We start from the raw sequence: 26,752 nt of genomic DNA on the forward strand, positions 1-26,752 counted from the left end.
AGTATGACGCTAGAATGTTATGAGAATACCATTCTCGCTCAGGTTCGGGCCCGGGTCGCCCGCATTCGAGACGGGAGCCGGCCACACCGCCGTGCGGCCGACGATCGCCGGGAGGTCACCGTGCGCGAACTCGCCGCGGAGCTGATGCGCTGGCATGCCGCGCACACCGTCTACGCGCTCGCCACGATCGTGGGCGTGCGCGGCAGCGCGCCCCGGCCGCTGGGGGCCACGATGGCGGTGGACCGGGCCGGGACCGTGCGCGGCAGCCTGTCGGGCGGCTGCGTCGAGGGCGCGGTCTACGAGCTGTGCCAGGAGGTCCTCTCCTCGGGCGCCCCCGCCCGCCGCACCTTCGGTTTCAGCGCCGACGACGCCTTCGCCGTCGGCCTCACCTGCGGCGGTGAACTCGACGTCTTCGTCCAGCGCGTCACCCCCGACTCCTATCCCGCGATCGAGGCGGCGTCGGACACCGCCCACCCCGCGGCCGTGGTCCGCGACCTGGAGACGGGCGCGATCACGACGCTGCGGGTCGGAGCGGAAACCGGTGGGGGAGAGACGAATCGCCGCGGTGCGGGGGAGGTGGGTGACATCGGTTGGGTCGGTGCGGGCTTGGATCCCGCCGTGGCGCGGGAGGCGCTGGCGATGCTGGACACCGGTGCGACGGGGCTGCGGGTGATCGGCTGCGCGGACCGGGAGCGGACGGTGTTCGTGCACTCCTTCGCGCCGCCGCCGCGCATGATCGTCTTCGGCGCAACGGATTTCGCCGTGGCGCTGTGCCGGGTGGGGAAACTGCTGGGGTATCGGGTGACGGTGTGCGAGCCGCGGCCCGCGTTCGCCGACCGGGCGCGGGTGCCCGCGGCCGACGAGGTGGTGCGGGACTGGCCGCATCGCTACCTCGCCGCGACGCCGGTCGACGCGCGCACCGTGCTCTGCGTCCTCACTCACGACCCCAAGTTCGACATTCCCGTGCTGAGCACCGCCCTCCGGCTGCCGGTGGCCTATGTGGGTGCGATGGGTTCGCGCCGCGCCGACCGGGAACGCCGCGCCCAGCTGCGCGCCGCCGGGCTCACCGACGCCGAATTGGCCCGGCTGCGTTCCCCGATCGGTCTCGAGCTGGGCGGCCGGACCCCCGAGGAGACCGCCGTGGCGATCGGCGCGGAGATCGTCGCCGTGCGCCGCGGCGGCTCCGCGCGGCCGCTGTCCACGACCGAGCGGCCGATCCACTCGGAGCAGGGATCTCCGACCCCGCGACGTGTTGCCGCGACGTGATCTCCCCGCGCCCGCCGACCTCCGCGGGCACCGCTGTGAGCTGGCGTTCACCAATAGTGGTATTGGCATTCTCCATTTTCGGAAGTAGCATATTCAACGATGGACAACCAAGTGCACACCTCGTCCGGCATCCCGCTGGATCCGGTCTACGGGCCGGACCATCGGCGCGGCGATCCGCCCGCCCCGGGTGCCTATCCCTTCACCCGCGGCAACTTCGCCACCGGATATCGCGGACGGCTGTGGACGTTCCGGCAGTACTCCGGCTTCGGCACGGCGGAGGAGTCCAACCAGCGCTACCGCTACCTGCTCGCGCAGGGTGGCACGGGTCTGTCGGTGGCGCTGGATCTGCCCACCCAATGCGGTTACGACTCCGACGATCCCGAGGTGAGCGAGGAGGTGGGCCGGGTCGGCGTCGCCGTCGACACGCTCGCCGACGCCGAGGTGCTGTTCGACGGCATCCCGCTGGACGAGATCAGCACCAGCTTCACCATCAACGGCACGGCCGCGATCCTGCTGGCCTTCTACGTCGCGGCCGCGGAGAAGAAAGGTGTGCCGCGCGAGAAGCTCACCGGCACAATCCAGAACGACATCCTCAAGGAGTACGCCTCGCGCGGCACCTGGATCTGGCCGCCGGAGCCCTCGCTGCGGCTGATCGCCGACACCATCGAGTTCTGCGCGGCCGAGGTGCCGCGGTTCAACGCGATCTCGGTGGCGGGCGCGCACTTCCGCGACGCCGGCGCGAATGCCGTGCAGGAGATGGCGTTCACCCTCGCCGACGGAGTCACCTACTGCGACACCGTGATCGCGCGCGGCCGGATGACCATCGACCAGTTCGCGCCGCAGATCTCGTTCTTCTTCTACACCCACGGCGACTTCTTCGAGGAGATCGCGAAATACCGTGCGGGACGGCGTCGCTGGGCCACCATCGTGCGCGAGCGCTACGGCGCGACCACAGCGAAGGCCTCGATGTTCCGGTTCGGCTGCGTCGCCGGGGGCGCGTCGCTGTATGCGCCGCAGGCACAGAACAACCTGGTCCGCGTCGCCTACGAGGCGATGGCCGCGGTGCTGGGCGGCGTGCAGTCGATGTTCACCGCCGCCTGGGACGAGCCGTTCGCGCTGCCGAGCGAGGAGTCGGCGACCCTCGCCCTGCGCACCCAGCAGATCCTCGCCTACGAGACCGGGGTGACGCGGGTGGCCGACCCGCTCGGCGGCTCCTATTTCGTGGAGGGTCTCACCGACGCCACCGAGGCCAAGATCATCGAGATCATGCACGACCTGGAGGAACACGGCGGCATGGTCCGGTGCATCGAGGACGGCTATCTGCAGGGCCTGATCGCCGACGAGGCCTACCGGCTGCATCAGGCGGTCGAGTCCGGCGAGCATCCGGTGGTCGGGGTCAACCGCTTCGTCTCCGACGAGCCCGCGCCCGACATCGGCACCTACGAACTGGACGCCGACGGCCGCGAGCGGCAATTGAAGCGCTTGGCGCGAGTGAAGTCCGAACGCGATGCCGCGGCGGTGCGCGACGCGCTCACCGCCCTGTCGCTGGCCGCAGAGGGAGACGCGAACCTCATGCCTCATCTGATCGACTGTGCCAAGGCGTACTGCACGGTCGGCGAGATCACGGCCGCGCTGAAAGCGGTGTGGGGCGAGTTCCAGCAGCCGGTGGTGTTCTGATGGCCGAATCGGAACAGCGTCCCGCCCGCGTGCTGGTCGCCAAGCCGGGCCTCGACGGGCACGACCGCGGCGCCAAGATCGTCGCGCGAACGCTGCGCGACGCCGGATTCGAGGTGGTGTACACCGGGATTCGCCAGCGCGTGGAGGACATCGTCTCGATCGCGCTGCAGGAGGACGTGGCCGTGGTGGGCCTGAGCATCCTCTCCGGCGCGCACGTCGCGCTGACCGCGCGGGTGGTGGACGCGCTGCGCGCCGCCGATGCCGGCGACATCGCGGTCGTCGTGGGCGGCACCATCCCGCGGGCCGATGTGCCGAAACTCCTGGAATGCGGTGCGGCGGCGGTCTTTCCGACCAGCACCCCGCTGGAAACTCTCGTCACCGAGATCCGCGCGCTGACCGGAAGCGCGGCGAGATGACCCGCCGCGGAATCAATCCAGCCACAGTGGAGGCGACGTGCGCATCGGAGTGATGATCGGGCCCGAGAAGGGCGACACCGGGCGCAAGCTGGAGCGGATGCTGCGCGACATCGAATGGGCCGAGTCCGCGGGCCTGGCGACGGCGTGGATTCCCCAGATACCCACCGATTTCGACGCGTTGATCACCGTCGCCGCGATGGGCCTGCGCACCTCCCGGATCGAGCTGGGCACCGCGGTGGTGCCGTTGCAGGCGCAGCATCCGATCGCCTTGGCGCGCCAGGCACTTTCGGCGCACGCCGCGGCCGGGGGACGGCTGGCGCTGGGCGTCGGGCCCTCGCACCACTGGATCATCCGCGACATGCTCGGCCTGCCCTACGAGAAACCGGCCGCCTACACCCGCGACTACCTCGAGGTGTTGCGCGCCGGGCTGAGCGGCCCCGGTTCGGTGGACGTGGAGAACGCGACGTTCACGGTGCACAACCCGCTCGATCTCGGGCCGGTGGCCCCGGTGCCGGTGCTGGTCGCCGCGCTGGGACCGGTGATGCTGCGGATCGCGGGCGAGCAGGCCGACGGCACGGTGCTGTGGATGGCCGACGAACGCGCGATCTCCGAGCACGTCGTCCCCAAGATCAGCAAGGCCGCCGCCGACGCGGGCCGTCCCGCGCCGCGGGTGGTCGCCGGACTGCCGGTGTGCCTGTGCGAACCGGGCCGCGTGGCCGAGGCGCGGGCGCGCGCGAACCGCATTCTCGGGGAGGCCGAGGTGTCGCCGAACTATCAGCGGCTGCTCGAGCAGGGCGACGCCCGCGACATCGGGGATCTGTGCCTCGCCGGTGACGAGTCCGAGATCGCGGCCGGACTGCGCCGCTACGCCGACGCCGGCGCCACCGACATCTCGGTGCGCTTGCTGCCGATCGGCGACACCCGCGACGAACTGGTCGCGTCCAAGCAGCGCACCCGGGAGATGATCGCGGGCCTGGCCCGCGAATTGCGTTGAGCCGCAGGCCGGACGGCGGGAAGGAGGAGCCGTGACGGACACACCCGGATCGGCGGACGAACGGCACGGCGCGGGCGCGGGGCCGCTGGCGGGGATCCGGATACTCGAGGTCGGCACCATGCTCGCCGGGCCGTACGCCACGATGATGCTGGCCGACCTCGGCGCGCAGGTCACCAAACTCGAACCCGCCGGCGGCGACATCTCCCGGCAGGTGAGCGACAGCTACTTCGCGAGCCTGAACCGCGGCAAGCGCAGCATCCGACTCGAACTCGACAGCGACCCCGGCCGCGCGCGACTGGGCGAACTCGTCGCGGAATCCCATGCGCTGCTGGTGAATCTGAAGCCGTCGGCGATCCGGCGGCTCGGCCTCACCTACGACGCGCTGCGACGCTGGAACGAGCGGATCGTGTGCGTCGCCATCACCGGCTACGGCCTGCACGGCGGCGACGACCCGGCCTTCGACTACGTCATCCAGGCCGCCGCCGGAATCGCCGCGCTCACCGGCGATCCCGCGGGTCCCCCGACGCTGCCGGGCTATTCGTCGGCCGACAACTCGACCGGCCTCACCGCCGCGCTGGGCCTGCTCGCGCAGATCGTGTCCGGGCGCGGCGGCCAGATCGACGTGTCGCTGTACGAGGTGATGCTGTCCCAGTTGAACTATCACGCCGCCGCCTACCTCAACGACGGCAAGCGCCCGCAGCGCCGCCCGTTCGGCGCGCACTCGTATTACGTTCCGGCGCAGATCTTCCCGACCGCCGCGGGGCATCTCGCGCTGTTCGTCACGCACGACGGCTTCTGGAAGAGTTTCGCCACCGAGGCGGGCGTCGACGGCTTCGAGTTGATGGCGGAACGGGTTTCGCGCCGCGAGGAAGTACTCGCCGCCGTCACCACCGCCCTGGCGGCCGACACCGCCGTCAACTGGGAGGCCCGCTTGCGCCCCCTCGGCATCCCCGCCGCCGCTGTCCGCGACCTCCCCGCCGCCTTGGCGGCCAGCCCGGAGGCCGTAGTCACGGCGGGTCGATACCGCTTGGTGGGCAACCCGATTCGTGTGTCCGGATACCGGTCCGAGTACGCACCGCCGCCGCGCCTGGGCGAGCACGGCGACGCGATCGCGGGTTAGCGCCCTGTGATCGCGCGCCGCGTGGGCGCGACCCGGCGCGGATCACGGCTCGGGATCTCGTGCTGCCGCGAGCTGCGCGGCCCAGAACGGATAGTCCGGATCGTCGGGGGCGTAGACGATGTCACCACGGCGATCGCCGCCCCCCGCGTCGGGCACGGTGTACCGCACGGCGATACTGCCGTCTTCGAGAAGCCGGGCGACCGGGTGAGGGTCCTGCATGGCATCCGATGATGGAACCGCAGCCGCCGGACGCGCATCCGTATCTCTTTTAGGTATACGTCCGTAGGTATACGCGCGTCGGGTGTCACTCGTCGTAGTTCACCGTGATCGACTCCGTGTCGGGCACGGCCTGACAGGTGAGGACGTAGCCGTCGGCGAGTTCGTCGTCGGTGAGGGCGTTGTTCTGGCGCAGGGTGGCGCTGCCCGCGGTCACCTTGGCGATGCAGGTGGCGCAGTTGCCCTGTTCGCAGGAGAACGGCGGGGTGAGGCCCGCGCGCCGGGCGCTCTCCAGCAGCGTCTCGCCGTCCTTGCGCGGCACGGTCTTCTTCTTGCGGTTCAGGCGAATCGTGACCGTGCCCGGCTCGCTCGGTGCGACCCCTTGTGCGGCAGGCGGTTCGACGGCCGCGCCGGTCTCCACCACCGGTGCCGGAGCGCCGAACCGCTCGCTGAACACCAGCCCAGGGCCCGGCAGGGCCAGCTCCACCAGCTCCATGAACGGCTCGGGGCCGCAGACATAGGCATCGGCGTGCGCGTCGGCGCCGACGAAGGCGCGGACCGCCGCCGCGTCGAGGAAACCGCGGTCGGCGTCGAGATGCCGGACCACCTCGAGCCGATCGGGATACTGCCGCACCAGATCCGCCAGCGCCGTCTCGAAGATCACCGCGTCGGCGTCGCGGTCGGCGCACAGCAGCCGGACCCGCCGCCCGGTGGTGGCCAGCGCGCACTTGGTCAGCGACATGATCGGCGTGATGCCGCTGCCGCCGCTGAATCCGAGCAGCGGCACATCGGTCTCGCGCAGGCAGAACCGGCCGGCCGCCCCGGAGATCTCGACCTCGTCGCCCTCGGCGAGGTTGTCCAGCATCCAGTTGGAGACCTTGCCGCCGGGCACTCGCTTGACCGTCGTCCTCAGCTCGTCGTCGGTCTCCGGCGCGCTGGACATGGAATAGGAACGGAAGAGCGGCGCGCCGTCCACCGGCACCCGGAACGTACAGAACTGCCCGGCCCGGTAGGAGATCGGCGCCTCGTGCGGGGCGAGCACGAACGTGCGGGCGTCGACGCTCTCCTTCACGATCCGAGTCACGGTGGCCCGCTGGAACATCGGGGGTCTGGCCATGAACCGCGTCCTCCTGGTATGTAGATTCTAGTACTATGAGAATTATATTCTCACGTATGAGACGGTATCTCTCAAATATGTTCTCGAGCACCGCGCCGAGCCACCGAGGAGCGCCATGGACGTCCGTCTGACCAGCGAACAGCGGCAATTGCGCGACGCCGCCGCCAAATTGGCCGACGACCTGGGCCCCGGCTCGGTCGCCGAACTCGACGACGAGGTCCGCCGGGCGCGCCTCGAGCGCGCGGTCGACACCGCGGGCTGGCGCGGCCTGCGTTCCGACGGCGCCTCCGGCGTCGAGGTGGCGATCGTGGCCGAGGAGTTCGCGCGGGGCCTGGTCGACGTCGCCTTCGCGGGACCGGTGCTGGCCGACGGCCTGCCCGGCCGCCCGGCCGGCGAGGCGCGCGGGTGGACCGTCGCGGTCGGCGATCGCGCCGTCGACGCCCGGGGCAGCGATCGGGCGCTGATCCTGGACGGTACGCGGATCCTGACCGCCCGCCTCGGCGCCGAGATTCCGGGCGCCGACCTGACCCGGCGGACCGCCGCGCTCGCCGAAGAGCCCAGCGCCGCAGGCGAATCGACGCCCGACGAGGCCACCCGCTGGCACGCTCTGGCGCTCACCGTCACAACCGCGGACCTGCTCGGCGCGGCGCGCGGCGCGCAGGATCTGGCCGTCGACTACGCCAAGACGCGCGAGCAGTACGGCGCGACGATCGGCTCCTACCAGGCCGTGGCGCATCTGCTCGCCGAGAACCAGGCGCTGATCGAGGGCGCGATCAGCGTGCTGCGGCACGCCGCGTGGGCGGTCGACGAACTCGAGCCCGCCGCGGCGCTGCGGGCCGCGCGGGTCGCGAAGGTCTACACCGCCCGCATGGCCCGCACCGTCTGCGAGGCGTCGATCCAGGTGCACGGCGGCATCGGCAACACATGGGACTGCCTCGCGCACCTGTTCCTGCGCCGCGCGCTGGTCTCGACCGAACTGTTCCCCGCCCGTCTGAAGGAGATCGATCTTGGACTTTCGTGATTCCCCGCAGGAGGCCGAGTTCCGGGCGCGACTGCGTGCCTGGCTGGCCGATACGGCGGGCACGTTCCCCACCTCCGGCGACGAGTACTGGGCCCGCCAGGGCGAGTGGCACCAGGCGCTCTACGCCGCCGGGTTCTTCGGCTCGTCCTGGCCGAAAGAGTTCGGCGGGCACGAACTTCCGCCGGTCTACGACGTCATCGTGGACGAGGAACTGGCGATCGCCGGCGCGCCGCCGCGGCCCAGCCTCGGCTACCTGGTGCAGGGCCTGGGCCGACACGGCAGCAAGGAACTCCAGCGGCGCTTCCTGCCCGGCATGATCAACGGCACCGAACGCTGGTGCCAAGGCTTCAGCGAACCGGGCGCGGGATCGGACCTGGCCTCGCTCACCACCACCGCGACCCGCGACGGCGACCACTACGTCGTGCACGGCCACAAGATCTGGACCAGCTACTCCGACGTCGCGGACTGGTGTCTGCTGCTGGCCCGGACCGACCCGGATGTGCCGCGGCACAAGGGCATTTCGGCGTTCGTCATCGCGATGAAGCAGCCCGGCGTCGAGCAGCGGCCGCTGCGGATGATCAGCGGGGTCACCCGCGAGTTCGGGCAGGTGCGCTTCGACGGCGCCCGCGTGCCCGCGGATCAGATGGTCGGCGCGCCCGGCGACGGCTGGAAACTGGCCATGACCGTCGTCGGCCACGAACGCGAGCCCTCGACCCTCGGTTACGCGGCCCGGTACGGAAAGCTGGTGCGGCAGTTGGCCGCCCGGCTCGACGGCCCGGCACCCGACGACCTGGCGTGGGCGGCGGTGCAGACCGAGATGCTGCGCCTGCACGTGCGCCGCCGGCTGTCCGAACAGCTCGACGGCGTGGTGCACGGACCCGACGGCTCGCTGGACAAGCTGCTCATGACCTGGGTGGACCAGGCGGTCGGCCACGCGGCCCTCGCGGTCCCCGGCACCGACGATCCCGAACTGCTCGGCAGCTACTTCTACAGCCGCGCCCAGAGCGTCATGGGCGGCACCTCGCAGATCCAGAAGAACATCATCGCCTCCCGCATTCTCGGACTAGGAGTCTGACCATGTACGACCTCCCGGACGTCATCGACGTCCAGTCCGACGGCCCGATCCGGATCATCACGCTGAACCGGCCCGACGCGCTCAACGCCGTCGACGACGACCTGCACAGCGGCCTGGCCCGGCTGTGGCCGCGGCTGTCGGAGGACCGGGACGCGCGCGTCGCGGTGCTCACCGGGGCGGGCAAGGCGTTCTCCGCGGGCGGCGATTTCGCGTACCTGGCCGAGCTGAGCCGGGACGCGGGGTTGCGCGCGAAGACGATCGCGCACGGCCGCGACATCGTGCTCGGGATGGCGCGCTGCCGAATTCCGGTGGTGGCGGCGGTGAACGGGCCCGCCGTCGGGCTGGGCTGCAGCCTGGTCGCGCTGAGCGATATCGCCTACATCGCCGAGACCGCGTATTTGAAGGACCCGCACGTGCAGGTCGGGCTGGTCGCCGCCGACGGCGGGCCGCTGACCTGGCCGCTGCACACCAGCCTGCTGCTGGCCAAGGAGTACGCGCTCACCGGCGCGAAGATCGTCGCCGAGCGCGCGCGGGAGATGGGCCTGGTCAATCATGTGGTCGCCGATCCGCTGTCCGAGGCGCTGGCGTGCGCGAAGCGCATTCTGGAACTGCCCCAGCAGGCGGTGGAGAGCACCAAGCGGCTGCTGAATCTGCATCTCGAGCGCGCGGTGCTGGCGACCCTGGACTACGCCACGACCGCCGAGGACCTGTCGTTCCAGACTGACGACTTCCGCGCGGTGATCGCGAAACTCACGGCCCCCCGCGAGTGAGGGCGGGCACGGCCGAAGGTCCCGGGACGCACCGCTGTTCCGGGACCTGCGCGGGCGCTCGGCCGTCGCGAAACTATTTCGGCGGGAAGCGCAGCGCGCCGTCGAGCCGGATCACCTCGCCGTTGAGGTAGTCGTTCTCCACGATCGAGGTGGCCAGCTTGGCGTACTCCTCCGAGCGGCCCATGCGCTTGGGGAAGGGGACCTGCGGGGCCCAGTAGGCCTCGAGCTTGTCGGCCGCCTGGCCGTAGGCGGGGGTGTTCACCGTGCCGGGGGCGATGGTGACCACGCGGATGCCCAGCGGGGACAGGTCGCGCGCGGCGACCAGGGTCATGCCGACCACGCCGCCCTTGGCCGCGGCGTAGGGGATCTGGCCGGTCTGGCCCTCGAACGCCGCGATGGAGGCGGTGTTCACGATCACGCCGCGCGCGCCCTCGTCGAGCGGCTCGGTCCTGGCCATCGCCGCGGCCGTCAGCCGCAGCACGTTGAACACCGCGGTCAGATAGAACTCGATCGTGGTGCGGAACCCGTCGAGCGCCAGGGGCGAGCCGTCCTTGCCGACCAGCCGGCCGCCGGTGGCCGGGCCGCCGTGCGTGTCGACCGAGATGCGCAGCGGCCCCAGCGATTCCGCCTCGGCGATGGCGGCCAGCACCGAATCCTCGTCGGTCGCGTCGGTGTGCGCGTAGCGGATCCCGAGTTCGGTCTCCAGCTGCCTGCCCTTGTCGTCGGCCACGTCGGCGACCACCACCTTGGCCCCCGCGGCGTGCAGGCGCCGCACCGTGGCCTCGCCCAGACCTCCGGTGCCGCCGACCACGAGTGCGGAGCTTCCACTGATCTGCATGTGATAATCCTATCTTGCAACTACGGCTCTCCTATTGAGAAAATAGCATTCTCGCCGGGTTTCGCACGAGCACCCGAGCGGTCGCGCCGAGTACCCGTCGCCGAATTGGAGGCCATCGAATGCCTGAAGCCGTCATCGTGTCCGCGCTGCGGACCCCCATCGGGACCGCCCGCAAGGGCACATTGCGTGACACGAATGCCTTCGACCTGGCCCGCCACGTGGTCGGCGCCGCCGCCGACGGGCTGGACGGCGCGCGGATCGACGATGTCGTCCTGGGCGAGGGGCGGTACGGGGGCGGCGTGGTGGCCCGGCACGCGGCGGTCACCGCGGGGCTGACCGGTGTGCCGGGGCTGGCGCTGAACCGGCACTGCGCGGCGGGCATGTCGGCGGTGCAGACGGCCGCCGCCGGAATCCGCGCCGGCATGGACGAACTCGTGATCGCGGGCGGGGTGAACTCCGACTCCACCGCGCCGCGCGCCAGGTTCCGGGTCGGGCCTGACGAATGGATCGATCCTTGGGTGTCGCCGAGCCACCCGGACCGCCCGGACGCCCCGGCCATGGACATGTCCATCACCGTCGGCTGGAACGCGGCCGTGCGCGCGGGCCTGACCCGCGAGGAACTCGACGCCTGGGCGCTGCGCTCGCACCGCAACGCCATCGCGGCCATCGACGAGGGCCGGTTCAAGGAGGAGATCGTCCCGATCCGGACGCCGCACGGGCTCTTCGACACCGACGAGCACCCGCGCCGCGACACCTCGCTGGAGAAGCTGGCCGGGCTGAAGGTGCTGCATCCGGAGATCGAGGGCTTCTCCATCACCGCGGGCAACGCCTGCGGGGCCAACGACGGCGCGGCGGCGCTGGCCGTCGCGAGCGAACGGCTGGGGCTGCCCGCGCTGGCCTACATCCGGTCCTGGGCGTCGGTGGGCGTGGACCCGGCCGAAACCGGGCTGGCCCCGATCGAGGCCATCACCAAAGCCGTTGCCCGGGCGGGTATCTCGCTGTCGTCGGCGCGGGTCATCGAGATCAACGAGGCGTTCGCCTCGGTGCCCGTCGCGACCATCCGCGCCCTGGACCTCGATCCCGACCTCGTGAACGTCAGCGGCAGCGGCTGCTCCCTCGGCCACCCGGTGGCGGCCACCGGCGCCCGCATGATCGTCACCCTGGTCCACGAATTGCGCAGGCGCGGAGGGGGTTTCGGCATCGCGGCGATGTGCGCCGGCGGCGGCATGGGCTCGGCCACGGTCATCGAGGTGCCCGCTGCGTGAGTAGAGGCGATTCCGGACATCCCGACATCGGCGACCGCCGCGGCGGCACCGACGAGGAAAAGGACTGCCGCGCAGCGGTTTCCGGTGTGATCGGGGCGTCGGTGGCCGAGTTGGTCGCGCAGGCGCGGGACGGTTCGGCGCGGGCGACGGGGCGTCTGCTCAGCCTGGTGGAGGGGGAGCGGCGCGAGGAGGTGCGGGCGGCGCTGGCACCCGTGCCGGTGCGGGTGGTCGGGGTGACCGGCCCGCCCGGCGCGGGGAAGTCGACCACGATCGCGGCGCTCGCCACGGTGTATCGCGAACGCGGCCTGCGGGTGGCGATCCTCGCGGTGGATCCGTCGTCGCCCTACAGCGGCGGTGCGTTGCTGGGTGACCGGATCCGGATGGCCCGGCACATCGACGACCCCGACGTGCTGATCCGCTCGCTGGCCACGCGCGGCCACCTGGGTGGCCTGTCCGCCGCCGTGCCCGCCGCGATCCAGCTGCTCGGGGCCCTCGGCTACGACATCGTGCTGCTGGAAACGGTGGGCGTCGGCCAGTCCGAGATCGAGATCGCGGCCGTCGCCGATCCCACCCTGGTGATCCTGAATCCCGGTGCGGGCGACGCCGTTCAGGCCGCGAAGGCCGGCTTGCTCGAGGTGGCCGACCTCCTCGTGGTCAACAAGGCCGACCGCCCCGGCGCGGACCGGACCGTCCGCGACCTCCGCGCCGAATCCGCCGCCCCCGTCCTCACCCTCGCGGCCTCCCGCGGCGAGCGCATCACCGACCTCGCCGACGCCATCGAGGCCCACCACCGCACCGATACCCCGGAGCGACGCACGGCCCGAGCCCGCGCGCAAATCCTGTCCCTCGCCCACACCCGCCTGCGCACCCACCCCGACCTGGACCGCCTCGCCACCGCCGTGGCCACCGGCGAGTGCGATGTGTATCGCGCCGCGAAAACCCTTCTCTCGTTCGAGCATTGAGATCACCGCGCCATCGCCATACCGGATCGTCAGTGGGCCGAGTGCGACACAATTGCAGATAATTCGCACCATGCGAAATGGATGGTTCATGGCGGTGACTTCACCGGCGTGAACGACAATGATCCGAGCGGTCGGTCCCGAATCGAGTAGCGATGCGACCGGCGTATTTCCCACGCCGGAACGTCGTGTGCGAAAAATATTAGGCGGCAACGGAACTCTGTTCGAAACAGCAGCGTAGAGTTCCCGGTGCCGATACCATTTGCATGTCTGGACGGTATGACGCGAACCGGGGCACGCAGGGGTGCCGCTGCGTGAGCGACCGGGCAGGAATCGCTGGGCGACATGACCAAACGAAGCTACAGTCGGTGGGAAAAGTACTGTACGTTCCTCTTCGCCGACCCATCCTCCGGTATCAGCGTCGATGTGAGCGGCGCTGATTTTCCGATCAGCTACCCGGAAGCAATGGCGAAACCGATGGCTCGCGCGTTCGCCGCGATGGCAGCACTGGAACACGGGGATATCGCGAATGCCGATGAGGGCCGTCGTGTCGGACACTATTGGTTGCGAGCGCCGGCTCGTGCGCCGGACCGCCGCACAGCAGCCGCGCTAGAAAATAGTTGGGCACTGCTCGGCGGGTTCGCCGATCGGGTCCGCACAGGTGAGCTGAGCGGAGTCGGCGGGCGTTTTCGCAATCTGATCCACGTCGGAATCGGCGGGTCGGCCACCGGCGTGCAAATGCTCTGTGACGCCTGGCGCCATCGGTCCGACGATGTGTGCGTCCAGGTTCTCGACAACGCGGATCCCGATGGTGTCGATCGAGTGATCGGCAACCTCGTGGGTGGCTTGGGACAGACGCTGGTGTCCGTAGTGTCGAAGTCGGGTATCACGCCGACACCGTGGCACGTCATGCTCGCACTGGAACGTGCCTATTCCGATGCCGGAGCGACGTTCGCCGCACACGCGGTGGCGACGACCATGGCCGGGAGCGATCTCGCCGAGCGCGCCTTCGCCAACCGCTGGCTGCAGACATTCCCGTTGTGGGAGTGGGTCGGGGGCCGGTACTCGGTGACATCGATGGTCGGCTTGCTTCCGGCGGCTCTGCTCGGTGTGCGCACGGAGGAATTCCTGGCGGGCGCCGCCCGGATGGACGAATGCACCCGGGTGACCGCGATCGAGAAGAATCCGGCGGCCCTGCTCGCTCTGACATGGTTCTGGCTCGGGGGAGGCATCGGCGAACGGAACATGGTGGTGCTGCCGTATCGCGATGAACTCGTCGGACTGACTCGATGGATACAGCAATTGGTGATGGAGTCGGTCGGTAAGCGGGTCGATCGAACGGGTCGCATCGTGCACCAAGGACTGACCGTCTACGGCCACAAGGGCGTCAGCGACCAACACTCGTATTTGCAGCAGTTGCGTGAAGGACGCGATGACTCGTTCGTGATGTTCATCGGCACCCATCGCGCACGGGGGGCCTGTCCGCGCGGCATCGATCCTTCCGACACGCTGGACGGCCATCTCTTCGGCGGGCTGCTCGGCACGATGCGCGCCCTCAGCGAACGAGGAAGACCGTCGATCGTCATCATGCTGCCGGACTCGGACGAACACTCGTTGGGCGGGCTGGTGGCGCTGTTCGAACGTGCTGTGGGGTTGTACGCCGAATTGATCGACGTCAATGCTTACGACCAGCCGGGCGTCGACAAACACGTGGCCGTGAAAATTCTGGAATTGCAGAAGGACGCATTGGCGTGTCTGGCCCGGGCCGGAGGGCCCATGACAGCGCTCACCGTCGCCGAGAAGATCGGTGTCGCCGAGCACGCGGACATCGTGCACCGCCTACTGGAACACCTGTCGATCGGTCGGCCCGACGTCATCGCGGCGACTCCCGGGGCCACGCCGGCGGAAACAGTCTTCTTCACACCGAATGAGTGTGCGCGTGATGACCGACGATGAACTGGTTTTGCCGGCGGCACTGGCGAATTCGCTGTTGTCGTACGTGCGGGCGCGGTATCCGGTCAAATCATTCGGGTATCTGCTCGCGGCGTCGGGTCGCCGTCGACCGACCGAATTCATCGGGTTCGAGAACAATATTCGAAACGACGACCGCTGGCGCGAGCGATTCGAAGCGCGCGGCCGGTACTTCACCGATCACCCGGACGCCGGATTCGTCGCCGACGAAGACGAGTCCTGGCGTGTTCAGCAGTACATCATGCGCCGGAATCTCCATGAAGTGGCGGTTTTCCATACCCACCGACGCCATCCGGGCAACTTCTCCGGTATCGACTACGACCTGCACGTGAGTAGGTCCGTTTCGCCTCTACATCTGATCATCTCGCTGCGCAACGTCGAATTGCCACAGTTGCGAGCGTTCGCGACATCGGACGGCGGGGTCCGAGAGGTGCGGTTGTCGATTCCGGGCCTCGATCACCACCTGCCGTCCGGACCGGCCGCCGCCGGCACGCTCGATGATTGGCGCGCAGCGCTGTCCTTGGACAGAAGTGGGTTGCCCCGGTGCCGTGACGCACGAGTGATACTCGCGGCGATCACAGGCGCGGGGCGCTATCCCGAGTTCTTCCACGACTACGTGACCACCGGGCTTCTTCGAGATGCCGAGGACCGCTATGAACGGTTCGTGGCGGCCGACATGGTGGCGATCCCCGAAACCGCGTTCACCATGGGGACAGCCGCCGACGAGATCGAACACTTCTGCGGCGAGACACCGCAGCACCGGGTGGTGCTGACTCCGTTTCGGATGTCGCGCTACCTGCTGACGAACAAACTGTATTCTCTGCTCGACCCCGAACGGACCGCTGCGGCCGCATCACAGGACATGCCCGTTGTCGGCATCTCCTGGTTCGAAGCCGCGCTCTGTGCCGCCTGGTTCGGCTGTCGACTGCCCACCGAGGCGGAGTGGGAATTCGCTTGTGGCGCAGGCGGCTCCGGGCAATGGTGCTGCGCGGCCGAGCAACTGCCCCGATATGCCTGGTACGCGGAGAACGCCGAACGCCGGCTGCATCCGGTCGGCGCGCGTGATCCGAATCCCCTGGGGCTGTTCGATCTGCACGGCAACGCCTGGGAATGGTGCCACGACACGTACTTCTTCGACTACTACGGCAGTGCGCCGCGGCGCGATCCGGTCGCGGGGGACGGCGACGGTACCGCACTCACCGATGAGCCGCACAAAGTTGCACGCGGCGGCGGTTTCCTGGCGCTGGCGGAGATGTGCCGCACGCGTTTTCGCCTGCACGACCCGGCCGGATACTCCGCCGCAGATCTCGGCTTTCGGCTCGCTCGCCGCGGCGGCGATGAAAGGAGGTAAACAGCATGGTTGTCGTCACGTTGGCCACCTCGCTCGTGACCTATCTCAACGACGCCGACGAGGGGGCGGCCTCGCCCACCGACAGTCGATCGATCACTGTCACAGCCGATAGCTGGCTGGGTCTGGTGCAGGAGATCAGCTTGCGGTTCGATCGGCTTGCCAAGCATCTGTTCGATGAGGACGGCCGATTGCGCCGGGGGTTCCTGCTGGCCGTCAACGACGAGATCTACCGTCGGCCCGATCGGCTCGCCTGCCTGCGAAACGGCGATCAACTGTTCGTGTTCACCCAGATCGCGGGTGGTTGAACGGTGGCGCCGGAACTGACGGGGCGAGGACTCGGGCCCGGCAAGCTGACACGATTGCGGCGAATGTTGTACTGCCACGGGGCCGGTGACGGCACCGCGCTGCTGCTGCCGTACGACCACGGGCTCGAACATGGTCCCAGAGACTTTGCCGCACAGGCAGAGTCGTCCGATGCCGGCTATGTGCTCGACCTGGCGGTCGCTGGTGGCTTCAACGCGGTGGCGCTGCACATCGGTCACGCGCGTAAGAGTTATGCCGCCTTCGCGGGCCGCGTCTCGCTGGTGGTGAAATTGAACGGGAAGACGGAGATACCGCCGGACGACGAGCCGCTCTCGCCGCTGAACTCCACTGTGGAGGAAGCAGTTTCGCTCGGCGCCGACGCCGTCGGGTACACGCTGTATGTGGGATCACCGCGACAGTCGGAGGATTTCGCGGCGTTGCGAACGGTGCGCCAGGACTGCGAACGGTTCGGCATGCCACTGATCGTCTGGTCCTATCCACGGGGCTCGGCGATCGCACGCAAGGGCGGCCGAGACTCGTTCTACGCCATCGATTATGCCGCCCGCGTCGCCGCGGAACTGGGGGCCGATGTGGTCAAGGTGAACTGGCCCTCGCAGGCACCCGCAACCGAGGTGCCGCCCGCCTATCGTCGCCCCTTCTCCGCGTCCGAACAACTTGCTGCGATCGTGCGATCCGCCGGTCGCACGCTGGTACTGTTGTCCGGCGGTGAGCGTGCCGATGCCGACAAGTTGCTGGATCGCGCGCAGACCGCAGTGAAGGCCGGGGTTCTCGGTTTGATCTTCGGCCGCAATTTCCTGGAGAGAGATCGTAGCGAGGCGCTGGCGCTCGCCGAAAAGCTGCATCACGTGCTCAGTGACCCGATCATCGGCCATGCCGGTTGACGAAAGGTGTAAGGAGTGTGTCCCTCATAATGCTCTCGGCCCCCATTCGCGGGCGCTGGCTGGTGGCCCAGTGACCGTCGAATTGTTCTGTTCGGCAATACTTTTCGACCTGGACGGCGTCCTGGTCGACTCCGGTGCGTCGGTGCGTCGGTCATGGGTGCAATGGGCCGGCGACCATCACCTCGATGCGGATACCGTCGTCGCCGCGACCCCGGGACGGCGGTCGGTGGACACGATCCGTGCCGTGGCGCCACAACTGGACGCGGAACTAGAAGCGGCGCGGTTGGAGCAGCGGCAGAGTACCGACGTCGCCGACATCGAGCCGTGCAGTGGTGCGAGGACGTTGCTGGAGGAGCTCGACGAGGACGAATGGGCGGTTGTCACCTCCGCTCCCACCTGGCTGGCGAAGATACGTCTGCGCGCTGCCGGCCTCCCGGAGCCTCGGGTATTGGTGGGCAACGACGCTGTCGATGTCGGCAAACCCGATCCGAGCGGGTATCTACTCGCTGCGCGGCGCCTGGGCCGAACGACCCTGGACTGCGTCGTGATCGAGGACGCGCAGTCGGGAATCGAGGCAGGCAAGCGTGCGGGAATCCGCGTGGTGGCACTGGCGTACGGGGAAGACGCGGCAGCCTTGTCGGGCGCCGATGTCGTCGTGGCAACGTGTGCGGACCTCGTCATCCGCCGGGACGTCGAACGGGGATTCCGGTTGACAGCGGAACAGGTGGTCGTCCGATGACCGCGCGGCCGCGTACCGAATTCGACGTGCAACGTGACATCACCCACGTACCGGTTTCCCCTACGCGCGGGCGTGACTGGTCACCCGATGTCGTCGCCGCGGCGACGGAACTCTCGCGGCGCGTCGGGCGCTCGCGAATCTGGCACGTGAGCAGCACTGCGCTCGGTGGTGGTGTCGCCGAGTTGCTGTGGGCGTCGATCGGGCATCAGAAGTCACTGGGTCTTCCGACCGAGTGGTTGGTCACGGACGCGGAGGCTGAGTTCTTTCAGCTGACCAAGCGGATCCATCACGGTCTGCACGGAAACTGCGCCGGCCCCTTCAGCGCGACCGACGCCGAACTGTACCGCCGGGTCACAGCCTCGGTCGCTGTCGCGCTGGCGGCGGTACCCATCGCACCGGGCGACTTGGTCGTATTGCACGATCCCCAGACCGTCGGAGTTGCGCCGCGGCTGCTCGAACTCGGGGCCCGAGTCGTATGGCGCTGCCACATCGGAACCAAGGAGGACGGTGCGGTGACGGCGAGAACGTGGGAGTTCTTGCGGCCCTTCGTCTCCGCGCTTCCACTCGTGGTGTTCACTTCCCTGGACTACGCGCCGTCCTATGAGCCCGCGGCGAAGACGTGGGCCATCGCGCCGTCGATCGACCCGGGCGCGGAGAAGAATCGTGATCTCACCGCGGAGCAGTGCCGCGATCTACTCGGTGGGATAGGGCTGCTGGGGCCCGCGAGGCACCGGCTCGGAGCTGCGGGCGGTATCGGACGGGTCGTTCAGGATGCCGCGTTGCCGCCGGGAGCCGAGCTGATCACCCAGGTCTCGCGCTGGGATCCACTCAAGGACATGACCGGGGTGTTGCGTGTCTTCGCGGAGCGGATAGCTCCGCGCTCGTCCGCGCATCTCCTGCTGCTCGGGCCCGATCCGGCCGACATCCCGGACGATCCGGAGGGTGCCGGGGTCTTCGAGCAGGTCTGCGCGATGCGGAAGGAACTGGCACCCGGGATTCGCGCGCGGACTCATCTGGCGGTGTTGTCACTGCGCGATCGACTGGCCAACGCCCTGACGGTCAATGCGGCGCAACGCTGTTCGACGGTGATCCTGCAGAAGAGCTTCGCCGAGGGATTCGGGCTCACTGTCACCGAGGCGATGTGGAAGGCCCGGCCTATCGTCGCGTCCGCGGTGGGAGGGCCGGCGACGCAGCTGACCGACCGGATCGATGGGCTACTCGTAGATCCCCACGACGACGAAGCCCTCGCCGAGAGCGTACTCGAGTTGCTGAATCGGCCCGGCCTGGCCGCCGAACTCGGTGCGGCGGCCAGGCGCACCTGCGAAGAGCGTTTCCTGGTCGAGCGTGAGCTGTCGGATTACATGCGGCTGTACAACGCTCTGCTCCACACCTGAGCTCGGGATCGACGAAATGTGTTTGTGACAGTGGAGGGCCCCTCGGCATCTGGTAGGACCTAGGCTATATGCCGTAGTCTTGGTGCAGCGACCGGCGCCGGTGGCCGATTTCGACGATGAGGGTCGAGGTCACCGCGCCCGTCGCTCGACGGGAGGTACTCGCCATGTCGCAAGAGGCCGAGAGTGGCTCGGACTCCGTGCAACTCAACGTCAAGATTCCCTGGGTCGATGCGGCCGGTGCCAAGCGATTGGCCCGGTTGCAGGGGGTGCCGCTGAACGTTTTCATCGCGGGGCTCATCAGACAGGCGTTGGTGGCCGAAGCCGACACCTTGGAGGCTCAGTTCGCAGAAGAACAAGAGGCGATGGAAAAGGAACGTGCCGGGCTCATGTCCGTACTGAACAGAGAAAGGAAGAAGCGGCGCTGACCGTTTCACCGCAAATTCGTCAGTGCACGGCCGGTGGATGTCGGTCCTTGTCCGGTGCGAGCCAAGCGGCGCGGTGTGGCCACGTACGCGCTCGAAATCGTGATACGCAGCGATCGCTCCGTTTCGGCGATCACGGAGGGGCCGATCGTGTCGGCCGTGAAACCGGGCAGTGCCTGCGGTTCCAGTGCTACCACGACGGCTTCGCGGCTCTGTACTCGCAGCATCCATTGTTCGACGGCCGTGCCGATCCGGATGTTGGCATAGGCGCACGATCGGCGGATCGGTAGGCACCATCCGGGGTGCAACAGAATCGAGATCGCGATATTGGCCAGAGACGCGGCAAGTTCGCCGAGTTCGTCGTTCGACTCCTCGGGCCGGTTCTTCCACCGCTGATGAACGAAGGAGAAGAGTCCGCAGCCACCGTCCGCGGGCCAGGCGTCGAGAGCAGCGCGATAGCTCCAGCCGCTCGGTAACGCGGAGGTGAGAGCGGCGCAGCCGTTCGCGAGTTCGACTCGTTCGCGGAGGAAGGCGCCCACGCGTTGCGGGTTGTTCATCTCGCCGACTGCGTGTGCGGAATCCGATACGCCGTCCATCGGTGGGCCCCCTTCGGGCCGAGAACTTGATTCGACCTGCACTTTTTGGTGCCGGCTCGTCCAGAATAACCCACTACTGATACTTATTTCGTCATGATTTTCTAAAACTTTCTCGCATCTGATATTCAGTACGAATATTTACTTGGAAGTGAACAACTGAAGTAGAGTATCGACTCGGGATGCTCATCCCACGAGGACGGGAGCGCGGCAACTGTGGTGCACGAGGCGTTCGAGGTCAAGCTCGCACAGTGGCCGAAGAAGGCCGTGGCGCTGAAGCTCAGGACTGCAGGGGAGCGAGCGGAATCGACGGTCGGTCGCGACGCGATCGTCCAGGTGCTGGCTCGCGTCGCTCGTGCGGCGCCCCACGACATTTCACGGCTCGAGATCCACGAGGGCGATCCGAGGGCCGCGCGCCGGATGGATCGGCTCGAGATTCCGCAGGCAACGGTCAGCAAGGCGGTCAAGGTCCTCCTCGACGCGGGTTACCTGGAGTACGGCGCGACTCTTCACCAGCGTGATCGACGACCGACCACGCGCCTCAAACTCAGCTCGAGATTGGTCACCGCGGGAGTGCACGTCGCATTGCGGGACGGCCGGCCGGCCGGCATATCGATCGTACTGACGAGCTTGGACGGTACGACGCAATTGCTGGGCCACCGTCGGGTGAGCTGGCAGGCGGGTCTCCCGGGCGACGCAGCACCGCAGGAGGAGTCGATGCACTGGATTCGGCTCGCCTCCGAGATCGCCTCGGTGATACGGCAACTCATGGAGCGGCACGGCCGGGTGCTCGCGGAGAACTCCAGCACCTTCGGCGGTCCGCAACTCGATCGGGGAGCCGGTAACGGTCGGATCGAGGCGACGGTCGAATTGTTCGGAGTTGGTGTGGAGGTCGCCGCGCCGGTCGACGGCGACCTGGTTATTCCGTTATTGCGGGACGGTTCCGCCCCGCCTCAGAACCTGGGAGGGATGCTGCGCGAGCATTTCGACCCGCAGAACAAGGGCACAGTGCCCATCCTGATCGAGAACGACATCAATGCTTTGGCCGTCCACGCGATTCAGTGGTTGCGATACCAGGTCTTGGATTTGATCGTGATCGGAGTATTCGAGCACGGGACCGGGGGCGGATTGGTCATGGACGGCCGTGTGCGGCGCGGGAGCAGCGGGCGGGCCATGGAGGTCGGGCACCTGGCTGTCGGTCGATTGAGCAGCGGAGAGAGCCCCCGTGTCGTACCGAACATGGTGTGCCTGTGCGGCGACGAGAGCGGCCGCCACGTCGACCTTGTGGGTTCACCCATGCGCATCCTGCGCGAGCTGGGCTGCAAGACGCTGGACGAAGCGGTGCTGGTCGACACCGACCAAGCGGCCAGGGTGTTCGAGGAAGCCGGCGCCGTGCTCGGATGGGCCATCCAATGTGCCTGCACCACAACCGATCCTGCCACGGTGATTCTCTATCTCCCGCAGCCGCTGGCGGAGGCGTCGCCTGGCACCGCCGCCGCCGGATACCTGGAAGCGGCCCGGCGCGAGATCTCCGCGGGCTTCACCGGCCCTCGTGAACTCATGACGAGAACGTTCCCGACAGACGACCAGAATCAGCCGAATCTCCGCGCGACCGCGGCCGCGAAGTGTGTGCTGGAAGGCTTTCTGGAGCACGCGCTCGAACTGGACGAGTGCGCGCTCGAGGGTTAAGCCCCCTGAGCGGTACCTAGGTGCTAGCTCCTAGTCGATGTAGCATAACTCCTACATTATTCCGCTGTCGGTCCGGCGGGTTAGGAGATCAAACCGTGGTGCACAAGAAGTCTCGCGTCCGGCAACGTCGGCGATTCGATATCGGACAAACCGTTCTGCTCGCCTTCATGACCATGGCGGCAGGTGGGTCGATCATCATGTCGTGCTCGATCCACGGGCACGCCGGTATCGCTGCTGAGATTCCGTTCCGGGAGGTGCCGGGCCGACTGTCCGCCGACTCTCCGGATACTCGGTGCTTCGTCGGTCAGCCGACCCGGCACGCCACGATCCCGCTCGGCCGGGACTCCCGGCACGGGGACACGTCCGACCGGTAGATTGCCTCTCCGGCATCCCGCCCGACTTTCGAGGGCCCTCTGATCTCTTCTCCATGGGGAGGTTGTCGAGGGTCCTCGCCGCGTGTCCGGCTGGCGGGCCTCGATCTGGCTCACTCCTGCGGCAGGCGGACCATGGCCTCCTGGGCGTAGGAGGCGACCAAGGTGCCGTTCTCGGTGAGGATGTCGCCACGGCCGTAGGCGCGGGCGTGGGCGAGGATCGGGCTGTGCTGGCGCAGGAGGAGCCAGTCGTCGGTGCGGAAGGCGCGGTGGAACCAGAGGGTGTGGGTGGTGACCGCGGAGAAGAACGCGGTGCCGTTGCCGCTCTGGGTGTAGCCCTGCTGCGGGAGCAGGGCCGTGCCGATGAGGGTGAGGTCGGTGGCGTAGGCGGCGAGGGCGGGGGCGAGGGCCGGGTCGGCCGCCGGGGTGCGCATCCAGAACTCGAATTCCGGTGCGGCCGAGCCGGAGTCCTCGAGATCGACGGCCGTACGAGTCTCCCACGGCAGCAGATCCCACTGCGCCTTGTGCTCCGCGGACAGCAGCGCGGGGACGGCCGCGACGGTCTGGCGATCCGGGCCCGGCTCCTCGGCGTGCAGCGAGACCGAGGCCGTCGCCACGACCCCCTTGGACTGCTCGGCGACGACCGAGACCGTGGCGAACGAGCGCCCGGCGTGGTGGCGGTGCACGCGGTAGCGGATCGGCTCGCCCGCATTCCCCTCGCGCACGAAGATCGCGTGCAGCGATTTGATCGCCTTGTCCGGTACGGCGGCCGCGGCCGCGCGCGCGAACTGGGCGAGCAGCTGACCGCCGAACACCCGGTGGTAGGCCAGGTTCAGGTTCCGGCCCTCGAACAGGGCATCGGCCGCGTCGGTCGCCGGTACCGCGTCGAGGTCCAGGCAGCTGACGAGATCACTCCACAAATCGGGCATGAGACCGAGTGTAAGTCACACTCTCGTGAACGAGAACTCTATTCTCCGCGCCGCGCGAATCCGTGGGCGCAGAAGTCCCACGCCTCGGCCGCGGTGATCGGGTGCTGGGTATCCGCGGCGGAGGCGCCGGCGGACTGGGCGATGAACATCACCGTCTGCATCAGCATGGCCGAGGACCGGCGCGAGTTGACCTCCGCGCGCAGCCGGCCGGCCGCCTTGGCCTGCTCCATCAGCTCGGTGAACAGCGTCAGCATCGGCACGTGCGCGACCTTGACGTGGCCGGGATGCGAGATCAGCAGCTGCGGCGCGAAATCGGTGAACAGCGGCCGCCGGGCGGCGGGGTCGGGCCGGCACAGTTCGAAGAGCAACTCCGCGGCCACCCGCAACTTCTCGAGGGGTTCGGTCTGCCCGTCGGCGGTGGCGCGCAATTGATCGGCGGTGCGGCTCAGCGCATCCTCGAACAGGGCCAGCAGCAGCTCGTGCTTGCCGTCGAACTGCATGTAGAAGCTGCGCAGCGACTGTCTCGAGCGGTCCACCACCTCCTGCACGGTGAAATCGGTGGTGCCCTTCTCGGTGATGATGGCCTGGGCGGCATCGAGGAAGCGCTGCACGCGCTGCTCGGCGCGCAGCTTGGCGGTGCGCAGCGAGCGCTCGACGGCGCGCTGCTTCCAGGCGGGCTTCTCGCTCGGCGTGGTCACCGGCGCCCCGGTTCTCGGCCATGTGAAGAGAACATGAATGCACTGTACCGGAGAATGGCATGTTCAAACCGGTTCGTAGCGTAAGTAATCTCTTTGTAGGAGACTTACCTTTCCTGTGTAGAGAATGTTATTCTCGCCTCACTCGTGAGCCGAGGCTGGCGTCCAGGCCTGCCGGCTCGGTCTTTCCGGAGTTGAGGAGCACCACGTGTACATCCGCTACGAGGCCGCCGACCGCATCGCCACCATCACCCTGGACCGCCCCGAAGCGGCCAACGCGCAGAACCGCGAGCTGCTGGACGAGCTGGACGCCGCGTGGGTGCGCGCCGCGGCGGACGAGGACGTGGCGGTGATCGTGCTGCGGGCGGAGGGCAAGCACTTCTCGTCCGGGCACGACATGCGGGCCACCGGCGGCGAGGAGATCACCGAGATCACCCTGCAGCTGATCTACGAGACCGAGGCCCGCCGCTACCTGGAGTACTCGCTGCGCTGGCGCAATATCCCGAAGCCGTCCATCGCGGCCGTGCAGGGCCGCTGCATCGCCGGTGGGCTGCTGCTGTGCTGGCCGTGCGATCTGATCGTGGCCGCCGACGACGCGCAGTTCTCCGACCCGGTGGTGATGATGGGCATCGGCGGCGTCGAATACCACGGGCACACTTGGGAACTCGGCCCGCGCAAGGCCAAGGAGATCCTGTTCACCGGCCGCTCGGTCACCGCGGAGGAGGCCCGCCAGGTCGGCATGGTGAACGAGGTGGTGCCCCGCGCCGAACTCGACGAGCGGACCAGGGCGCTGGCCGCCCGGATCGCCGCCATGCCGCCGTTCGGGTTGCGGCAGGCCAAGCGCGCGGTCAATCAGACGCTGGATGTGCAGGGCTTCTACGCCGCGATCCAATCCGTGTTCGACATCCACCAGACCGGCCACGGCAACGCCCTCAGCGTGAGCGGCTACCCGATCCTTGCCGCGCTGGAGGAGATGAAGGCGAAGACGAAATAGCGCGCGGGTCCCCGCGCCACCGCTGTTCCCTATCGAAACGAGGAAATTCATGCGCGATTCCATCCTTCGCCGGGCCGCGATCTGTTGCGGCGCGGCCGTTGTCGCGGCCGTAGCGTTGACGGGCTGCTCCGACGACGAGTCCGGCACCGCCGCGTCGTCCACGCCGGCCTCGACCAGCGCCACGGCGGGCCAGGCCGACCCGGCCACCACCAAGGCCGTCACGGACGTGTACACGACCTTCTTCGCCGGCGCCACGTCGCCGCAGGACAAGGCCGCCGTGGTGCAGAACGGCGACGTCTTCCGCCCCATCCTCGACGCGCAGGCCGCCAACCCGCAGGCGCAGGGCACGTCGGTGACCGTCTCCGCGGTGAAGCCGGTGGACGCCGACCACGCCGACGTCACCTACACCCTGCTGATCGGCGGCAACCCGATGCTGCCGGACCAGACCGGCCAGGCGGTGAAGGAAGCCGGCAAGTGGAAGGTCGCCACCGCCACCTTCTGCGCCCTGCTGGCCATCCAGGGCGGCACCTCGCCCGTCTGCTGAGCCGAGCCCGCAAGGTTCGGTGCCGCACCCCGGCACCGAACCAGCCGGGCTGTGCGGCAACGCTTTCCGTGCGGCGACGCGTAACTGCCATCGCCGCACACTCGCGCCTGTCACGAATCGAGATGCGGTGCGCGGGAGTGCACGAGGTCCCCCCGCGAGGCGTGCGGGGCCGCGAGGCATGTGACGCGAGCCGCAGGGCGTGCAGCGAAGGCCTACAGCGCAGAGCATGCGGCGAACGCATGCAGCGCAGAGCGTTCGGCCCGGGGTGTGCGGAGAGCGGCGCGAGGCGTGGGGTGCTGGGCGGGGTCAGAGTTGGGCCAGGCGGGGGGCGGAGCCGATCGCGCGGAGGTGAGCGCCCGCTTCGCGGGTGAGTTCCCTTGCGCTGCCGAATAACCCGTCCAGCACCAGGGTGCGGCGGATGTGGCGCTGGAGGTCGTGTTCGGCGGTGAAGCCGATGCCGCCGAGGGTCTGCTGGCAGTGGCGGGCGGCGGTGAGGGCCGCCTGGCCGGCCGCGGCCTTGGCCAGCAGTGCGCCGAGGTCGGTGTCGGCGTGGGCGAGGGTGGCCTCCGCGCCTTCCAGGACGACCAGGGTTTCGGCGAGGCGGTGGCGGATCGCCTGGAAGGAGGCGATGGGCCGGCCGAACTGCTTGCGCTCCAAGGCGTGTCGGCGTGCGAGGTGCAGCATGGCGTGGCCGGTGCCGAGCAGCCACCAGCCGAGCGCGCGGCGTCCGGCGGCCAGCGCCGCGTCCGGCAGCGCGGCTCCGGATTCGACGGTGCGCACCGGCAGTTCCTCGTCCACGCCGTCACCGGGCCGGCTCGCCCGGTCCCACACCACCCACGCCCCACCGGCGAACGGCAGCGGCACCGGCCCGGGCTCCGTCCATCCCGCGACATGCCGCACGACATCCTCGACCACCGCCGCGTGCGCGCCGGTCTCCCCCAACAGCCGACACACCAGCGGCACAGCCACTTCGGGCACCTCGGCGAGCAGTTCCCCCCACCCCAGCTCGGCCAGCGCGGCATCGAGCTCCGCCCCACTCGCCCCGCCCATCGTCTTACGCAGCGTCGCGGCGAGCAGCTCCACCTCACCCGCGTCGAACTCGGTCATGCCCACTTCTCCTC

Annotated in this window: 27 protein-coding genes; 20 read left to right on the plus strand and 7 right to left on the minus strand. The window is 68.7% G+C overall.

Going from position 1 to position 26,752, the window contains the following annotated elements; genetic code table 11:
- The first annotated feature begins 120 nt into the window (after positions 1–120).
- The 5 genes from IU476_RS01200 to IU476_RS01220 all read left to right on the plus strand — a co-directional run bounded on the left by IU476_RS01200 (position 121) and on the right by IU476_RS01220 (position 5,473).
- On the plus strand, positions 121–1,266 hold the full coding sequence (locus IU476_RS01200) for an XdhC family protein (RefSeq protein ID WP_324193809.1): 1,146 nt from the start codon (positions 121–123) through the stop codon (positions 1,264–1,266).
- Positions 1,267–1,365: 99 nt separating this feature from the next.
- Positions 1,366–2,943, plus strand: coding sequence for a methylmalonyl-CoA mutase family protein (locus IU476_RS01205; RefSeq protein WP_195095679.1), 1,578 nt, complete (start codon positions 1,366–1,368; stop codon positions 2,941–2,943).
- A complete protein-coding gene (locus IU476_RS01210) occupies positions 2,943–3,359 on the plus strand; it encodes a cobalamin B12-binding domain-containing protein (protein ID WP_195095680.1) in 417 nt (138 codons plus the stop codon). The genes IU476_RS01205 and IU476_RS01210 overlap by 1 nt, the downstream gene beginning before the upstream one ends.
- 37 nt (positions 3,360–3,396) lie before the next feature.
- Positions 3,397–4,353 (plus strand): LLM class F420-dependent oxidoreductase, encoded by a 957-nt coding sequence (locus tag IU476_RS01215; RefSeq protein WP_195095684.1) that lies wholly within the window; start codon positions 3,397–3,399, stop codon positions 4,351–4,353.
- 31 nt (positions 4,354–4,384) lie between these two features.
- Positions 4,385–5,473 (plus strand): CaiB/BaiF CoA transferase family protein, encoded by a 1,089-nt coding sequence (locus IU476_RS01220; protein ID WP_324193810.1) that lies wholly within the window; start codon positions 4,385–4,387, stop codon positions 5,471–5,473.
- A 42-nt stretch (positions 5,474–5,515) separates the two neighbouring features.
- On the opposite strand, the gene IU476_RS01225 is transcribed toward IU476_RS01220, so the two are convergent.
- Together IU476_RS01225 and IU476_RS01230 are read right to left on the minus strand one after the other, a co-directional pair.
- Entirely contained in the window at positions 5,516–5,692 is a 177-nt protein-coding gene (locus tag IU476_RS01225) for a hypothetical protein (RefSeq protein WP_195095687.1), read from the minus strand.
- A gap of 85 nt (positions 5,693–5,777) precedes the next feature.
- Positions 5,778–6,806, minus strand: coding sequence for a ferredoxin--NADP reductase (locus IU476_RS01230; RefSeq protein ID WP_195095689.1), 1,029 nt, complete (start codon positions 6,804–6,806; stop codon positions 5,778–5,780).
- 115 nt (positions 6,807–6,921) lie between these two features.
- Here IU476_RS01230 and IU476_RS01235 point away from each other — a divergent pair, with 115 nt between their 5' ends.
- The 3 genes from IU476_RS01235 to IU476_RS01245 are packed head-to-tail and all read left to right on the plus strand — an operon-like array spanning position 6,922 to position 9,672.
- Positions 6,922–7,827: an acyl-CoA dehydrogenase family protein gene (locus IU476_RS01235; protein ID WP_195095691.1), complete on the plus strand. Its 906-nt coding sequence runs from the start codon at positions 6,922–6,924 to the stop codon at positions 7,825–7,827.
- Positions 7,814–8,902: an acyl-CoA dehydrogenase family protein gene (locus IU476_RS01240; protein ID WP_195095693.1), complete on the plus strand. Its 1,089-nt coding sequence runs from the start codon at positions 7,814–7,816 to the stop codon at positions 8,900–8,902. The genes IU476_RS01235 and IU476_RS01240 overlap by 14 nt, the downstream gene beginning before the upstream one ends.
- A 2-nt stretch (positions 8,903–8,904) precedes the next feature.
- Positions 8,905–9,672: an enoyl-CoA hydratase/isomerase family protein gene (locus IU476_RS01245; protein ID WP_195095695.1), complete on the plus strand. Its 768-nt coding sequence runs from the start codon at positions 8,905–8,907 to the stop codon at positions 9,670–9,672.
- Positions 9,673–9,745: 73 nt separating this feature from the next.
- On the opposite strand, the gene IU476_RS01250 is transcribed toward IU476_RS01245, so the two are convergent.
- On the minus strand, positions 9,746–10,510 hold the full coding sequence (locus tag IU476_RS01250) for an SDR family NAD(P)-dependent oxidoreductase (RefSeq protein WP_195095697.1): 765 nt from the start codon (positions 10,508–10,510) through the stop codon (positions 9,746–9,748).
- A 119-nt stretch (positions 10,511–10,629) separates the two neighbouring features.
- Between IU476_RS01250 and IU476_RS01255 the strand changes: the two genes are divergently transcribed.
- The 9 genes from IU476_RS01255 to IU476_RS01295 all read left to right on the plus strand — a co-directional run bounded on the left by IU476_RS01255 (position 10,630) and on the right by IU476_RS01295 (position 19,819).
- Complete coding sequence (locus tag IU476_RS01255; protein WP_195095699.1) at positions 10,630–11,775, plus strand: thiolase family protein; 1,146 nt, start codon at positions 10,630–10,632, stop codon at positions 11,773–11,775.
- A gap of 101 nt (positions 11,776–11,876) precedes the next feature.
- Positions 11,877–12,737 carry a methylmalonyl Co-A mutase-associated GTPase MeaB gene (meaB, locus tag IU476_RS01260; protein WP_195097319.1) on the plus strand — a complete coding sequence of 287 codons (861 nt, stop codon included), beginning with the start codon at positions 11,877–11,879 and terminating at the stop codon, positions 12,735–12,737.
- Between the two features lie 342 nt (positions 12,738–13,079).
- Positions 13,080–14,690: a phosphoglucose isomerase-related protein gene (locus IU476_RS01265; protein ID WP_195095701.1), complete on the plus strand. Its 1,611-nt coding sequence runs from the start codon at positions 13,080–13,082 to the stop codon at positions 14,688–14,690.
- Positions 14,677–16,056 carry a formylglycine-generating enzyme family protein gene (locus tag IU476_RS01270; protein WP_195095712.1) on the plus strand — a complete coding sequence of 460 codons (1,380 nt, stop codon included), beginning with the start codon at positions 14,677–14,679 and terminating at the stop codon, positions 16,054–16,056. The genes IU476_RS01265 and IU476_RS01270 overlap by 14 nt, the downstream gene beginning before the upstream one ends.
- 5 nt (positions 16,057–16,061) lie before the next feature.
- Entirely contained in the window at positions 16,062–16,361 is a 300-nt protein-coding gene (locus tag IU476_RS01275; protein ID WP_195095714.1) for a MoaD/ThiS family protein, read from the plus strand.
- A 3-nt stretch (positions 16,362–16,364) separates the two neighbouring features.
- On the plus strand, positions 16,365–17,261 hold the full coding sequence (locus IU476_RS01280; RefSeq protein ID WP_324193811.1) for a class I fructose-bisphosphate aldolase: 897 nt from the start codon (positions 16,365–16,367) through the stop codon (positions 17,259–17,261).
- Positions 17,251–18,000 carry an HAD-IA family hydrolase gene (locus IU476_RS01285; RefSeq protein ID WP_228822943.1) on the plus strand — a complete coding sequence of 250 codons (750 nt, stop codon included), beginning with the start codon at positions 17,251–17,253 and terminating at the stop codon, positions 17,998–18,000. Before IU476_RS01280 ends, IU476_RS01285 begins: the two co-directional genes overlap by 11 nt.
- Positions 17,997–19,394: a glycosyltransferase gene (locus tag IU476_RS01290; RefSeq protein WP_195095717.1), complete on the plus strand. Its 1,398-nt coding sequence runs from the start codon at positions 17,997–17,999 to the stop codon at positions 19,392–19,394. The genes IU476_RS01285 and IU476_RS01290 overlap by 4 nt, the downstream gene beginning before the upstream one ends.
- 164 nt (positions 19,395–19,558) lie before the next feature.
- Positions 19,559–19,819 (plus strand): hypothetical protein, encoded by a 261-nt coding sequence (locus IU476_RS01295; RefSeq protein WP_195095718.1) that lies wholly within the window; start codon positions 19,559–19,561, stop codon positions 19,817–19,819.
- A gap of 5 nt (positions 19,820–19,824) precedes the next feature.
- Here the strand turns inward: IU476_RS01295 and IU476_RS01300 are convergent, their stop codons facing one another.
- Positions 19,825–20,412, minus strand: coding sequence for a hypothetical protein (locus IU476_RS01300; protein ID WP_195095719.1), 588 nt, complete (start codon positions 20,410–20,412; stop codon positions 19,825–19,827).
- A gap of 213 nt (positions 20,413–20,625) precedes the next feature.
- On the opposite strand from IU476_RS01300, the gene IU476_RS36950 reads away from it, so the two are divergent.
- Positions 20,626–22,098 carry an ROK family transcriptional regulator gene (locus tag IU476_RS36950; protein WP_195095720.1) on the plus strand — a complete coding sequence of 491 codons (1,473 nt, stop codon included), beginning with the start codon at positions 20,626–20,628 and terminating at the stop codon, positions 22,096–22,098.
- Between the two features lie 484 nt (positions 22,099–22,582).
- Here IU476_RS36950 and IU476_RS01310 read toward each other — a convergent pair whose 3' ends face one another.
- Together IU476_RS01310 and IU476_RS01315 are read right to left on the minus strand one after the other, a co-directional pair.
- Positions 22,583–23,398, minus strand: a complete 816-nt coding sequence (locus IU476_RS01310) for an acyl-CoA thioesterase (protein WP_195095721.1) — start codon at positions 23,396–23,398, stop codon at positions 22,583–22,585.
- A gap of 38 nt (positions 23,399–23,436) precedes the next feature.
- Positions 23,437–24,096, minus strand: a complete 660-nt coding sequence (locus IU476_RS01315) for a TetR/AcrR family transcriptional regulator (RefSeq protein WP_195095723.1) — start codon at positions 24,094–24,096, stop codon at positions 23,437–23,439.
- A gap of 205 nt (positions 24,097–24,301) precedes the next feature.
- On the opposite strand from IU476_RS01315, the gene IU476_RS01320 reads away from it, so the two are divergent.
- Together IU476_RS01320 and IU476_RS01325 are read left to right on the plus strand one after the other, a co-directional pair.
- Positions 24,302–25,087 carry an enoyl-CoA hydratase gene (locus tag IU476_RS01320; protein WP_195095725.1) on the plus strand — a complete coding sequence of 262 codons (786 nt, stop codon included), beginning with the start codon at positions 24,302–24,304 and terminating at the stop codon, positions 25,085–25,087.
- 49 nt (positions 25,088–25,136) lie between these two features.
- Complete coding sequence (locus tag IU476_RS01325) at positions 25,137–25,631, plus strand: MTB12 C-terminal domain-containing protein (RefSeq protein ID WP_195095727.1); 495 nt, start codon at positions 25,137–25,139, stop codon at positions 25,629–25,631.
- 306 nt (positions 25,632–25,937) lie between these two features.
- Here IU476_RS01325 and IU476_RS01330 read toward each other — a convergent pair whose 3' ends face one another.
- Positions 25,938–26,738 (minus strand): acyl-CoA dehydrogenase family protein, encoded by an 801-nt coding sequence (locus IU476_RS01330; protein WP_195095729.1) that lies wholly within the window; start codon positions 26,736–26,738, stop codon positions 25,938–25,940.
- Between the last annotated feature and the right edge of the window lie 14 nt (positions 26,739–26,752).

It is taken from the genome of Nocardia blacklockiae (genome assembly GCF_015477355.1).
GTDB lineage: Bacteria > Actinomycetota > Actinomycetes > Mycobacteriales > Mycobacteriaceae > Nocardia > Nocardia blacklockiae.